The organism is Flavobacterium sp., from assembly GCF_046153165.1.
In the GTDB taxonomy this organism is placed as follows: domain Bacteria; phylum Bacteroidota; class Bacteroidia; order Flavobacteriales; family Flavobacteriaceae; genus Flavobacterium.
This window is the reverse complement of sequence record NZ_JBJXEN010000104.1, coordinates 1-13,197: the sequence shown is the minus strand read 5'-3', so window position 1 is coordinate 13,197 and position 13,197 is coordinate 1. Positions and strand designations below refer to the sequence as shown.

10 protein-coding genes are annotated in these 13,197 nt (G+C 31.0%); 4 read left to right on the top strand and 6 right to left on the bottom strand.

The genetic code is table 11. The annotated features are described in order from the left end of the window. Positions 1-4: 4 nt before the first annotated feature. From ACKVOV_RS12570 to ACKVOV_RS12560, 3 genes are read left to right on the top strand one after another with little or no spacing between them, the layout of a single operon-like run. Positions 5-1,348, top strand: a complete 1,344-nt coding sequence (locus ACKVOV_RS12570) for a tetratricopeptide repeat protein (protein ID WP_409207107.1) — start codon at positions 5-7, stop codon at positions 1,346-1,348. Next, positions 1,348-2,121 carry a DUF4292 domain-containing protein gene (locus ACKVOV_RS12565; RefSeq protein WP_409207106.1) on the top strand — a complete coding sequence of 258 codons (774 nt, stop codon included), beginning with the start codon at positions 1,348-1,350 and terminating at the stop codon, positions 2,119-2,121. The genes ACKVOV_RS12570 and ACKVOV_RS12565 overlap by 1 nt, the downstream gene beginning before the upstream one ends. 20 nt (positions 2,122-2,141) lie before the next feature. Further along, positions 2,142-3,356, top strand: a complete 1,215-nt coding sequence (locus ACKVOV_RS12560; protein ID WP_409207105.1) for a murein hydrolase activator EnvC family protein — start codon at positions 2,142-2,144, stop codon at positions 3,354-3,356. Positions 3,357-3,412: 56 nt separating this feature from the next. Here the strand turns inward: ACKVOV_RS12560 and trpS are convergent, their stop codons facing one another. Further along, a complete protein-coding gene (trpS, locus tag ACKVOV_RS12555; RefSeq protein ID WP_409207104.1) occupies positions 3,413-4,396 on the bottom strand; it encodes a tryptophan--tRNA ligase in 984 nt (327 codons plus the stop codon). Between the two features lie 142 nt (positions 4,397-4,538). On the opposite strand from trpS, the gene ACKVOV_RS12550 reads away from it, so the two are divergent. Next, positions 4,539-5,285: a lysophospholipid acyltransferase family protein gene (locus tag ACKVOV_RS12550; protein ID WP_409207103.1), complete on the top strand. Its 747-nt coding sequence runs from the start codon at positions 4,539-4,541 to the stop codon at positions 5,283-5,285. 89 nt (positions 5,286-5,374) lie between these two features. Here ACKVOV_RS12550 and ACKVOV_RS12545 read toward each other — a convergent pair whose 3' ends face one another. From ACKVOV_RS12545 to ACKVOV_RS12525, 5 genes are all read right to left on the bottom strand, one after another. Then, on the bottom strand, positions 5,375-7,213 hold the full coding sequence (locus tag ACKVOV_RS12545; protein ID WP_409207102.1) for a hypothetical protein: 1,839 nt from the start codon (positions 7,211-7,213) through the stop codon (positions 5,375-5,377). Further along, entirely contained in the window at positions 7,210-7,749 is a 540-nt protein-coding gene (locus tag ACKVOV_RS12540) for an RNA polymerase sigma factor (RefSeq protein ID WP_409207101.1), read from the bottom strand. The genes ACKVOV_RS12545 and ACKVOV_RS12540 overlap by 4 nt, the downstream gene beginning before the upstream one ends. 13 nt (positions 7,750-7,762) lie before the next feature. After that, entirely contained in the window at positions 7,763-8,173 is a 411-nt protein-coding gene (locus tag ACKVOV_RS12535) for a hypothetical protein (protein ID WP_409207100.1), read from the bottom strand. Positions 8,174-8,264: 91 nt separating this feature from the next. After that, positions 8,265-9,269 (bottom strand): recombinase RecA, encoded by a 1,005-nt coding sequence (gene recA / locus ACKVOV_RS12530; RefSeq protein ID WP_409207099.1) that lies wholly within the window; start codon positions 9,267-9,269, stop codon positions 8,265-8,267. Positions 9,270-9,430: 161 nt separating this feature from the next. Then, a complete protein-coding gene (locus ACKVOV_RS12525; RefSeq protein ID WP_409207098.1) occupies positions 9,431-12,922 on the bottom strand; it encodes a T9SS sorting signal type C domain-containing protein in 3,492 nt (1,163 codons plus the stop codon). Positions 12,923-13,197 lie beyond the last annotated feature (275 nt).

Below are 13,197 nucleotides of genomic sequence, written 5' to 3'. Positions count from 1 at the left end.
AAATATGAATAAAAAAGTGTCAAATATAAAATGGTTTATTTTCGGAATGTGTATCATTTCTGCAAACGTATTGGCACAAACCCAACCAGAAGACGTAGCATTAGAAAAAGATGATTTTCAAGAATCTTATTACGAGTCACTTATTCAAAAAGGGATAGAAAATTATGATAAAGCAATTGTTTCTCTCGAAAAATGTATTAAAATTCAACCAGATAATGCCGTAATTTATCATGAATTAGGTAAAAATTATTTTTTTCAGAAAGACTATCAAAATGCCGAGCAAGCTTTTGCAAAAGCAACACAACTCGACACAAAAAATAAATGGTATTTGATCGATTTGTATGAAATATATTATCAAACTAAAAATTATAATCAAGCATTAAGTATTGTACAAAAAATAATTCCGTTAGACAAAAAATATAAAGAAGACCTAGTATCTCTTTATATGTACACGCAACAGTTTGATAAAGCTTTAGTACTAATTAATGAGTTAGACGAAAACGTAGGCAACACGGAACTTAGAGATAGATATCGTTTACAAATCACTTCCCAAACTAAAATAAATTCGTCGGATAAAAACACATTAGAGAAAGCTATAGAGCAATCACCTGATAATGAAGAAAATTACCTTTCTCTAATTTATATGTATACTGATAATAATCAGGAAGAAAAAGCGTTTCAAGTTGCTCAAAAATTAGAAAAAAATATTCCAAATTCGACTTGGGCACAGGTTTTTTTATACAAATATCACATTAATAATAATGACGGGAATAGCGCTGTAAAATCTTTAGAAATGGTTTTAAATAGCTCTAAAATAGATAAAAAAGTTAAATACAGAATGTATAATGAGTTTCTCATTTTTGCATTAAAAAATCCAACTTTCGAGACTGAACTAAACAAGGCAACAGCCTATTTTGAAAATGATTCAGAATTTAATGTTTATAAAGAAATTGGCAAGTTTTATTATAAAAAGAGAAATTGGGATTTGGCTATAAAAAACCTAGAAAAAGCATCAAATACCGATTTAGAAACAAATTTATTCTTGTTAGCTTCATATGAAGAAAACAGTAAATTTGAAATTTTAGAAACCAAAGCTTCAGAACTAATAGACACTTTTCCCAACCAGCCAGAATATTATTTTTTTGCTGGGAAAGTATCAAATCAATTAAAAAAGTATAAAAAAGCAAATGCTTTTCTAGAATCTGGACTTGATTATATAATAGATAATGTAGATCTGGAAATTGATTTTCTTAATCAATTGGCCGAAGCTTCAAAAGGGCTTGGAAATAACCAAAAAAGTGATCAATATTTGGCTAGAGCCAGCAATCTAAAAACAAAACAAAAATAATGCGTAGAATAATCCCTTTTTTATTAGTTTTAGCTTTATTGTCTTGCAAGTCGAAGCAAAAAATAATTGCGCCACAGCCTGTAACATCAGGAACTACGGCGACAGTTTCGAATATTATAAAAAACCATTATGCTATAAAACGTGATTTTAAAACAGCATATATCAAGGCAAATATCGATTATGCAGATGAAAAACAATCATTAAGTTTTTCTGCAGATATAAGAATAAAAAAGGACGAAATTATTCTTGTTAGTATAAAAATGATAGGGATTACCATGGCAAAAGCCATAATTACACCTACTCAAGTTCGCTATTACGAAAAAATAGGTGGTAAATTTTTTGAAGGAGATTATAATACATTAAGCAACTTGTTAGGAACAGATTTAGATTTTCAGAAAGCTCAAAATATGTTACTAGGTCAAGCTATCGACGATTTATCTAAAGGAAATTATTCGCTTTCTATGGAAGAAGGATCTCCTAAATTAGAAGAAACATCAGAAGAAAATTTCAATAAAGGTTACGTTTTTGATATAAATTCTTTTTGGTTAAAGCGTCAAGAGATTATTCAAAAAACACCGGAAAGAAAAATGATGGTTAATTATTCTAATTATAATTTGTATCCAGAATGTGTTTTACCAGGAGAACTTCTTATTTTTGCAAATCAAGATAATAAAACCACTAATATTACTATCGAATATAAAAACGCTACATTCAACGAAGATTTAACATTTCCGTATAGCGTTCCAGGTGGCTACGATCAAATCAAATTATAATAATTAGATACAATTTTAGGATGTTAAAATATATTATTTGTTTTCTGCTAATCCTCTCAACTTCTCTCTCTTGGGGACAGGAAGAAGAAAGACAACGAAAACTCGAAGAGCAGAAAGAACGATTGCAAGAAGAAATTAGAGCACAGGAAAGGTTGTTGCAAAGTCAGAAAACGAAAGAAAAATCGGTGGTAAAAGTTGTGGTGCAACAAACTGCAAAAATTAATTTGCAACAAAAACTGATTAACACAACAGCAAAACAAGCCAAGGTTTTAGGAAATAGTATGTACATTAATCAAATTAATGTAAATAAGCTAAATAAAGATTTAAAAATTCTAAAAGAAGATTATGCAAAAATGATTGTCAAGTCATACAAAAGCAGATCTGAGCAAAGCAAAGCGATGTTTTTACTTTCATCCGAAAATTTCTTACAAGCCTACAAAAGAGCACAATACATGAAGCAGTATTCTAGTTTTAGAAAATTGCAAGGTGAAGAAATAAAAGCAAAAACCATCGAATTAGAACGCTATAACAACAAACTTTCTACTCAAAAACAAGAAAAAGTAAAATTAATTGTTGAAGGTGAGAAAGAAAAACAACAACTAGAAAAAGATAAGCAAGAACAAGAGCGACTTTTAAATTCTATTAAGAAAGATAAAAGTAAAATTATTGCAGAAATCAGGAAAAAACAAAAGGAATCTAAAGCAATAGAAAAACAAATTGATAGATTAATTAGAGAATCTATTGCTGCAGCCAATAAAAAAGCAGGTAACACAACAAATACAACAACGTTTGTATTAACTCCTGAAGCTAAAGAATTAGCAAACGATTTTAAGAGCAATCGTGGACGCTTGCCATGGCCAGTAGAAAAAGGATTACTGACTAAGAAATTTGGAAGACAACCAAGCCTCTTAGAACCATCGATCATGATAGAAAGTAGTGGTATTGAAATTTCTTCAGAACGAGGTGCAAAAGCACGTTCTGTGTTTGCAGGAGAAGTTAGTAATGTGCAAATGGCTCCAAACGGAAGTGCCACTATTGTAGTGCGTCACGGAGATTATATCACAACTTATTCTAACATAGGAAAAGTATATGTTCACATAGGTGATAAAGTTTCGACAAAACAAGTTTTGGGTGAAGTATTTTTTAATGCATTTACTAACAAAGCAATTTTAAAATTCTTGATTTTCCAGAATACTACAAAACTAAATCCGCAAAGTTGGATTATGAATATGTAGATTAGATCAAAAAAAATAGGGTTTAAAACCCTATTTTTTTTATATATTTTGATAATCTAGTAAACTTCAAATCCTAATTTCAATCTAACTCTATTCAAAACCCCAGTAGCAACAACAGTCGCTTTTTCGGATCCAGATTTCAAAATATTTTCAAGCTCAGATAAATTATTCATATAATAATTATACTTTTCTCTTTCTGTCGAAAATTTTTCGATAATCAATTCGTAGAAAGCCTGTTTAGCGTGACCATAACCAAAATCACGATTAACATTTTTATAATTTTCCTGCATTTGAACAATTTGCGCTTCGTTTGCTAATAATTTATACAAAGCAAAAATCTTACATGTTTCTGTGTTTTTAGGTTCTTCAAGTGGTGTGCTATCGGTTTCAATACTCATAACTTGTTTGCGAAGGGCTTTGTCATCAAGGAAAATATTGATAATATTATTTCTTGATTTACTCATTTTCTGACCATCTGTCCCAGGAATAAGCATCGTATCTTCTTGAACTTTTCCTTCAGGTAAAACAAATATTTCTCCCATCTGATGGTTAAAACGTGAAGCTACATCACGTGTGATTTCAATATGCTGTAATTGATCTTTTCCTACAGGAACAATATTTGCATCATAAAGTAAAATATCTGCCGCCATAAGCATTGGATAGGTAAATAATCCTGCATTTACATCTTCTAATCTATCAGCTTTATCCTTAAATGAGTGCGCTAATGTTAGCCTTTGAAATGGAAAAAAACAACTCAAATACCAAGACAACTCAGCTGTTTGCGGTACATCACTCTGACGATAAAAAATAACTTTATTAATATCTAAACCGCAAGCAAGCCAAGCTGAAGCTGTACTGTAAGTATTTTCTCTTAATGTTTTTCCGTCTTTTATTTGCGTAATCGAATGCAAATCGGCAATAAAAAGAAATGATTCGTTTTCTGGTTTAGCAGACAATTGTATCGCTGGAATAATTGCGCCTAATAAGTTACCTAAATGTGGTGTTCCTGTGCTTTGTATACCTGTAAGTATTCTTGCCATTTTTTTTATTTTTTACCATAGTGATAAAAAGACTTTTCAGAAATTTTGAATAAATCCCATTTATACTGTGGCTAATTTTTAATTTTCATACAAAGTTAATTCTTTTATCAAATTTATAAAGCAATTCCTTATTTTTGATGCTATGAGATTATTTAAAATTATTTTTTGGGTTTTGTGGCGTGTTTGGTTTTATATTGTAATGGGGGTTCCTATTATAATAATGTTTCCATTACTTTTTATTTCGATACTAAAAGAAACTTGGTATCCTTACTTTTTTAAATTAGCAAGAATTTGGGCAAAAATCATTTTGTTTGGCATGGGATTTTATTACAAAATCGAGAAAGAACAAGATATTGAATCTGGGAAAAGCTATATGTTTATTGCTAATCACACATCGATGACAGACATTATGTTGATGCTTGTTGTAGTAAAAAATCCGTTTGTATTTGTTGGGAAAAAAGAATTAGTAAAAATACCTTTGTTCGGGTTTTTTTATAAACGTACTTGCATTTTAGTTGATAGAGACAATCCTAAAAGCAGAACCGAAGTTTTTGCTCGTGCCCAAAAACGAATTAATCAAGGCTTAAGTATTTGTATTTTCCCTGAAGGAAAAGTTCCAGACGATGAGTCGATTGTATTAGATGAGTTTAAAGATGGTGCTTTTAGATTGGCTATAGAGCATCATTTGCCTATTGTTCCTTTAGTTTTTCCTGATAACAAAAAAAGATATTCTTACACTTTTTTTAGTGGAAGTCCTGGTAAAATGAGAGCTAAAATGTTACATTTTATAGAAACAGCAAACAAGACTTTAGATGATAGAAAAACAATAAAAACTGAGGCTAGAAATGTTATTTACGATGAGCTTATAAATTTTGAAGCTGTAAAATAAAAAAGTGCCTTGGCAAGGCACTTTTCCACTTGTTACTACAAAGTATAGTAACGACAACTTAACTAAAATGTAAGCTAAAGCAACATAGCTTAAAACTTGAAACTTATTCCAGAATACAATCCCAATAAATAAGGTTTAAATCCACCAGAATTAGCATTGTATGTATTGAGTTGGTATTTGAACGTTGGTTCAAAATTAGCTTCAAATGATTTCCAAAAACTGTATTTGAAACCTAATCCTATATTAGTACTAAAATGTACTTTATTCAAGTTATTTGCTTCTCCAACAATTGTTGTAAGTCCAGATGAAATTACAGAAACTTCATTTTTATTTAATAAAAGAGAACTAAATCCTGTGATAACTTGAATTCCAAATTTCTTGTCTAATAATTTATAAGAAACCTCAACAGGGATTTCTAAATAACCCGTTTTTTGGTTTAGCAATCCTTCATCTTTTGCTTGAAATGCAATTTCTTTAGATTTTGAGATGTTTTTATCTTCAATAATCATATTTTTTGCATCGGATGCCACATTTATTGTTTTTAAATTACTCACGGAATTAGCATTTTTTGAAGCAAAATCAGCATAATAAACAATATCATTAGTGTTGTAACTGTAATCAAATTTATTTATTCCTGTTCTGATGGAAAGCTTTTTAGAAACCGCATAATCGACTCCTAAACCTACACTCAAAGTATTCTCATAACTTTTAGCATTGTCTGCAAATTGGTTGTCTATTGGAGATCCTTGTGTCGCACTCATAAACAATGGCGCAACATTGGGTTTTACTTTCCATTTTTGAGTGTTTTCAGCAATTTTTTTCTCTTCTTTTTCTTTAGTTTCTTTTTCCTTCAGAATTTTTTCTAGAGGATTTTCTTCAACAACAGCAACAATAATCGAATCTTTTGTAATTATTTCTGGAAGAGTTGTGCTTGCATTTGTTGTATTTGCAATCGAAGAATTAGAGTTTACATCGAGAGAATTTATATTTTCTTCTTTAGTGTTTTCCTCTAAATTAGTTCGAAAATTGGTGTTTTTAGTATTATTATTTTGAACTAAAGATTCAGAAGGTTGATTAAGAATAAAAGATTTATTTTTATTTGAAACTGATTGTTTTGAATGTTTATTTTTTGTGCTTCTGTTTTCAGAATTATTGGCAATTTCTATTTCACTAGAGCTGTCAAGAATATTTATATTATTTTTCTGATTTGATTTTCTCTTTTTAATAACGTAAGGAGATTTGTTTGAAGCTTCTTTATTATTGGTGTTAGATTCAGAAGAAACTAAAATTGTATTTGATGGTTTTTTTGTGCCAAAATTTGTATTCCTATTCGAGGAAGAAACTTTATTGTTGTTATTTTGATTGGCAATAATAAAATTATTTTGATGCGAATCATTTTTAATATCTTGATTACTACTTATAGAAATATCTTTGTTTTGGGCTTTGGTTGCAACCGAATTATGATTGTTTGAATTATCAACTATTGAATTATTTTTATCTGCCGAAATATTCTTGTTTTTAATTACAACTAAATTATTTCTGCTTGAAATTATATTTTTTTCTATATCTTTATTTGTCGTCGAATTTTCATTTTTTGGGCTTTCAACAATCTCATTGTTAATCTTTACATTTTGATTGTTTTGTAAAGTTTCTGTCTTATTTTTTTCTGTTAAAACTAGATTTTCTGTGTTTTTACTTTTGTTAAACTTAAATGTATTTGTGTAATTATTCGCCGTAAAAAATCCCACTACAAGCGCAGCAGCAATTCCTGCGGCTTTTAAATTAAACCAAAACGGAATTACTCTTTTTTTGTTTTCCTTTTTTTCAAGTTGAGTTGATATGTTCTCCCAAACCTGCGAAGAAGGCGTGGCTTCAAAATCCTTGAACTTTTCTTGGAACAAACGTTCTATATTTTTTCTTTCACTCATTTTGCTGATGGAAATGTTTTTTCTTGTGATTGATCTATCTTTTCTTTTAATGACATTTTGGCTCTTGCCAAATTAGATTTACTCGTTCCTATCGTGATTCCGAGCATTTCGGATATTTCTTTGTGTGAATAATCGTCCATGACATATAAATTAAACACTAATCTGTATCTGTCTGGTAATTCTTGAATGATTTTAAGCAAAAAGTCAAGACTCACATTGTTATCATCTATCTCTATCGGTGTATCATCTATAACATCGTTTACAAGTTCTAGAAACGGAGTCTTTCGGTATTGTTGCAAAACGTTATTTATCATTACTCGTTTTGCCCAACCATCAAACGAACCTACAAATTTATATTGCCCTATTTTATCAAAAATAATTAAAAAACCATCTTGTAAATTATCTTCAGCCTCAGCATAATTTCTCGAATACTTCAAGCATACAGAAAATAGTTTACCCGCGTATAGCTGATATAATTGTTCTTGTGACTTGGTATTTTTTTCTAGACATCCTTGTATGAGTGCTGATAAGCTCAAATTTAATTATTTATTATGGTACAACTGGAATTGTGATTTCTTGAAAAATATCAGCTCCATTTGCATCTGTTCCCTTCCAAAGCTTAAAAACATAACTTGTTTCTGTTGTTGGTTTAAATTTCAAAATTTCAGTGATTGGATTTACCGTTGCTGCCGTACAATTGCTTTGTTCTATAACGCTTGTTTGTATTGCAATTGTTCTAACATTTAAATTTTTTTCATAGTAAAACCCTTCAAAAATATGACACGTACTAGGTCGAATATAATTAAATGGCAACTCGTAAAGGCTATCCTTTTTAAATTCCACAGGTAGAACTGCGCTATCTATAGGCAATAATTCTAAATGAAATTTATCTCCTTGAACATCTGTATTACAACTAATAATACTAAAGATAACTATAATTAATAATCCTAATTTTTTCATAACAATTAAATTTATACTCGTAAGATACAAAAACGCAAAATAGGTTGCGTATGAAAATAAAAAAACCCAAAATTTCTTTTGGGTTTTTTTACTACTTATTAGATTCTTTGATAAAATCTTTTATTTTTATTTCAAGTTCATCTGCTAATTCAGGATTGTCTTTTATTAATCCTTTTACTGCATCACGCCCTTGTCCTAATTTTGTGTCTCCATAACTGAACCAAGAACCTGCTTTTTTAATAATTTCAAACTCTACTGCAAGGTCAAGAATTTCTCCTGTTTTAGAAACACCTTCCCCGTACATAATATCGAATTCGGCAGTTTTAAAAGGTGGTGCTACTTTGTTTTTTACCACTTTTACTTTCGTTCTATTTCCTAGTACATTTTCACCATCTTTTATTTGTGTCGAACGGCGAATATCTAAACGAACTGATGCATAAAATTTTAATGCATTTCCTCCCGTTGTTGTTTCTGGATTTCCAAACATAACACCAATTTTTTCACGCAACTGATTGATGAAAAATACTGTACAATTTGTTTTGCTTATTGTTCCTGTTAATTTTCTTAAAGCTTGTGACATAAGTCGTGCATGAAGACCCATTTTAGAATCTCCCATTTCTCCTTCAATTTCACTTTTTGGAGTAAGAGCTGCAACCGAGTCGATAACAACAATATCTATTGCGCCAGAACGAATTAGGTTCTCTGCAATTTCTAATGCTTGTTCTCCGTTATCTGGTTGAGAGATAATTAAATTTTCAATATCAACACCTAATTTTTCAGCATAATTTCTATCAAAAGCATGTTCTGCATCTATAAATGCAGCAATTCCTCCTGCTTTTTGAGCTTCAGCTATTGCGTGTAAAGTTAAGGTTGTTTTTCCAGAAGATTCTGGTCCGTAAATTTCAATTACACGTCCACGTGGATAACCACCAACTCCTAATGCTAAATCTAGTCCCAATGAACCTGAAGAAATAGTTTCTACTTCTTCAACGGCTTTGTCACCCATTTTCATTACAGTTCCCTTACCGTAAGTTTTATCTAATTTATCTAATGTAAGCTGTAATGCTTTTAATTTAGCTTCTTTTTCTGCACTCATTTTATATGTAATTATTTTTAGTAAAAATAGTTGTTTTCTTTGAGATGATAAATATAAGTTTTCAACAAAAACTGTAATCATAGATTCTCTATGAAAAACAAAAAAGCTGCCCTAATTAGACAGCTTTTTTGAAAACCTTGTTGTTATTGTGACTAAAAGTTTTAGAAAATTATTTTCTTAATTACAGTTTGATCATTTGTTAAAGTGACTTTTACAATTAATGCTTGGTTGCTTTTTTGAATAGAACTTACCACAGATTGATTTGTGTTTACATTATTTCTTTCTGACAGTGTTTGTCCTAAAACATTATAAACTGTATAATTTTTGATGTTTTCTGAACTAGAATTTATTTTGATTTCATTATTTGATGCAAAAACAGTAACTTCATTTTCACTTAAATTGAAATCAGTATTGCTTAATGTTTCATTAGTATAGCGCAATACAAAACGATCATTTGTTATTCCTTGTGTTGCTGAAAATTGATATGTAGAAGCAGTTAAATCATGAACTGTATTTAATAATTTATCTTCGATATAAATTTTTTGTCCGTTCCCTGTAAACAATCCATCAACTGCAGCAATCGCAATAGTATAAATTCCGTTTGTAGGAATTTGAATCCCCATAGTTACTATATCATTTACATTAAATGGCAGAGCTCTACCTTGTATAACCATTGGTTTGTTTTCAATCAAGGAATAAAAATTTTGACTAGCTTTATTATCTGTAAAAGCATCATATAAACGATCTTCATCCTGTGTTGCTCCAGCTACATAGCCCACAACAGTTCTGTTTACTGATCCTGTTGGAGTTACTAAATCTAACCAAATTCTATGTTGTTCCTGCGTAACTGCTGTTGATTTAATAACATTACTATTTCTGTAAAATTGATTGTTAGCAAATGTAGCACTTCGCATCTCATTGTTGAAAGTTACTGTGCTAGAACCTGCTAATCCTGGATTCATCAAAACCATAAATCCTTGTCCAGCACCTATATTGTAATCTCCAGGACCAATTGTGGCAGCGGTCAAATTTACAGATATATAATCATTGGGATAATAATTTGAAGTATAACTTTGATAAAAAGGACTTACTGAATTAAAAGGCAATTGACCATGAGTCCAGATTTTTACAAACCCTTGAATATTACTATTGGCTGGTAATGTTAAAAAACTACTTACCGCAATAGAGGATGGATAAGGATTTCCTATAAGATTCCAGTTGTCATCAGTAGCAGTTTTCAAAATTCCTTGAGCGCCAATTCCTGAGTAATCATTTCCTCTAAAAATAGTTGGGCTATACACTCCGTTATTGGGTATTCCAACAAAGTTAACATTCAGGACACTTGTTGTAGCATTAGTAAATCCGTTAGGAGCACGAAGAATATATCCTTTTGCAGGAACCATATTTTCGGTAGTGTTTACCCAAGTTCCTTCCCCTCCATTTGCGTTAGCGGCAGTTGTTCCCCATTTGAAAATGTATCCTGAAGGAGTAAGCGGAGATATACTTTGTACTGGGAATGTTCCCACGGCTGCATTTCCTACTGGTGCTGACCAATATGAGTAATCTTGCAGTCTAAGTTTAGCATCTCTTTTTATAGAAATTGCTCCTGTATTTATGCCTGTATTACTAATTTGAACTATAGATCCGTCATTTTCAACGATAACATTGGCTCCTGAATTTACAGTTAAACCATTTTGAATATTAACGTATTTATTACTATCTACTTTTAAAACAAACGGACTCTTAACCTGAACACTACAAGCATCAAAACTTGGCAAAGTAGTCATGTCATAATTGCCCTCAATTACTACAAACTTTGTTAAATCTGGCGTTCCACTTGACCATGCAGATCCATTCCAAGTTGTTCCTGTTGAAATTGTAACTGTATTTGAACTCAAACTAACTCCACAAGGGCTAACAGCTCTAATTCTAAGATATAACGGACTTATTACTGGCAATCCTGTTACTGAAAAACTGGTAATATTGCCCACATTTAAGCTATTATATCCTGGCAAAAATGTAGCAAAACTACTTTCTGTAGAAACATCTAACTCATAACTAGTTGCATTGGTTTGTGTTACCCAATTAGCAGTAAAAGAGGTACAAGAAACAGCCGAAGCAGTTGGATTTGCCGGTTTATTAACATTTAATGTGCCGTACGTAATCGTGTTCGAAAACTTCCCTACACCACAGGCAAGAATTGGTCTAATCCTATAATAATATGCCACATTAGCAGTTAATCCTGTAACTAAATAATTTGTAACATTACCTACGTTTAAAGCGTTATAACCTGGCAGAACTGTTAAAAAATTTGAAACAGTAGAGACATCTAACACGTAACTACTTGCTCCCGAAACTGCATTCCAATTGGCATAAAATTGTGAACAAGTTGCATTTGTTCCAGCAATTGCAACTGGTGTGATTGTTGTTCCAACAGCATTAGTTATAATTGCGATGGCGTTACTTGGAAAATGACAACTAGCTGCATTTGCAGAAGCTGAAACCACTCTTCGGTAATACAATGTCCCTGCGGTCGTTGTCGCTGGTGGCGAATAATCTTCTGCTGTAGCTCCAGCAATGTCTGAAAAAGTAATATTGTTGGTTGAAACTTGCCATTGGAAACCAATAGTTGGATTTATTGACCCTCCATTATACACATAAGTCGAACCATCAAATAATCCTGGTGCTACATTATTGCAAACGGGATTACTTCCTATCAATGAAATTGTATTAGACGCTGAATCAAAAGGTGCTAAGCTAAATTGTACTTCATTTTGTCCTCCATTTTCATAAAAATCATAAATTAAGTCTGCATCTCCATCAAGATAAATAAAAACATTGAAATAATTAGTTGGAGACTGTTCAACCCATCGATTAAAAACCAATTGATTATCTACATACAATCTAATACCATCATCTCCCTTAAAAGTGGCTATATAGCAACCCGCAGGTCTTGTAGACTTCATTTTATAACGAACTGCATAGGTTTCGGTATAGATAGATGTTCTTGCTAATCCAGCGCTTAACAAAGGAAAACAGTTGGCATTTCCTCCAAATAATTCTGAAAAAGGCTCTGATGGAACTGCATAATATCCAACATAATTCTCAGGATTGAATGGGAAAGTAGCGACTGGAGTTGTAGATGAAGTCCCCCCAGGAGGTGCGCTTCCTGTCCAATTGTAAACATGTCCAATCCAAGTATTTGTTCCAAATGCATTTTGATTATCAAAGGAATTCCCAACACTAATTAAACTTAACGTAATTGTTTTACCTACTGTACTCGAAGAGTTACAAACACCATAAGACAAAGTAATTTTTATTTGTCCAGAAAATGGAGCGACCCAATTTGAAATAGAAGTTCCTATTGCACCAGAGGCATATCCAATATTAACATTAGATGTGTCATAAATATTTAGATTTTCTGAGTCTGTTGAAAAAACATCTCCAACACTAAACGAATAAGTAAATCCTTTAACTACATTAACTAAAACATAATTATTCCCTTTTACATTAGTTACATCCTGACCCTGTGGAAGACTGTTTACACAAAAAGTTTGTGTAGTACCATTTTGAGTTGCTCCTGTTGGAAATATGCATTGTGAATTAACATTAAGAAATAAAAATAAAGAGGTGAAAAGTAATGTAAATTTCATGGTTTTTTTATTTTTTTATTTTTTTTGCAAAGGTATCTTTTTTCAAAAAAAAAGAACATAATATTAAGATTTCAAAATTATAATTACGAATATGGATGTAGTTTTATTCTAAAAAAACTGTAATAACAAAAAAAACCTCTAAAAAATATTCTTTAGACAGTTTTTATGTGAAAATACCAAATTATTATTTTTTAAATTTCTCTAGAAAACAATCTTCTTAACAACTGTTTGACCGTTTGTTAAAGTAACTTTTACAATTAATGCTTGGTTGCTTT

Bases quoted from the DNA above. Each gene is read 5' to 3' on its own strand.
- ACKVOV_RS12545 (WP_409207102.1), bottom strand. From the start codon at position 7,213: ATGAGTGAAAGAAAAAATATAGAACGTTTGTTCCAAGAAAAGTTCAAG.
- trpS (WP_409207104.1), bottom strand. From the start codon at position 4,396: ATGGCAAGAATACTTACAGGTATACAAAGCACAGGAACACCACATTTA.
- ACKVOV_RS12560 (WP_409207105.1), top strand. From the start codon at position 2,142: ATGTTAAAATATATTATTTGTTTTCTGCTAATCCTCTCAACTTCTCTC.
- ACKVOV_RS12550 (WP_409207103.1), top strand. From the start codon at position 4,539: ATGAGATTATTTAAAATTATTTTTTGGGTTTTGTGGCGTGTTTGGTTT.
- ACKVOV_RS12535 (WP_409207100.1), bottom strand. From the start codon at position 8,173: ATGAAAAAATTAGGATTATTAATTATAGTTATCTTTAGTATTATTAGT.
- ACKVOV_RS12570 (WP_409207107.1), top strand. From the start codon at position 5: ATGAATAAAAAAGTGTCAAATATAAAATGGTTTATTTTCGGAATGTGT.
- ACKVOV_RS12525 (WP_409207098.1), bottom strand. From the start codon at position 12,922: ATGAAATTTACATTACTTTTCACCTCTTTATTTTTATTTCTTAATGTT.
- ACKVOV_RS12565 (WP_409207106.1), top strand. From the start codon at position 1,348: ATGCGTAGAATAATCCCTTTTTTATTAGTTTTAGCTTTATTGTCTTGC.
- recA (WP_409207099.1), bottom strand. From the start codon at position 9,269: ATGAGTGCAGAAAAAGAAGCTAAATTAAAAGCATTACAGCTTACATTA.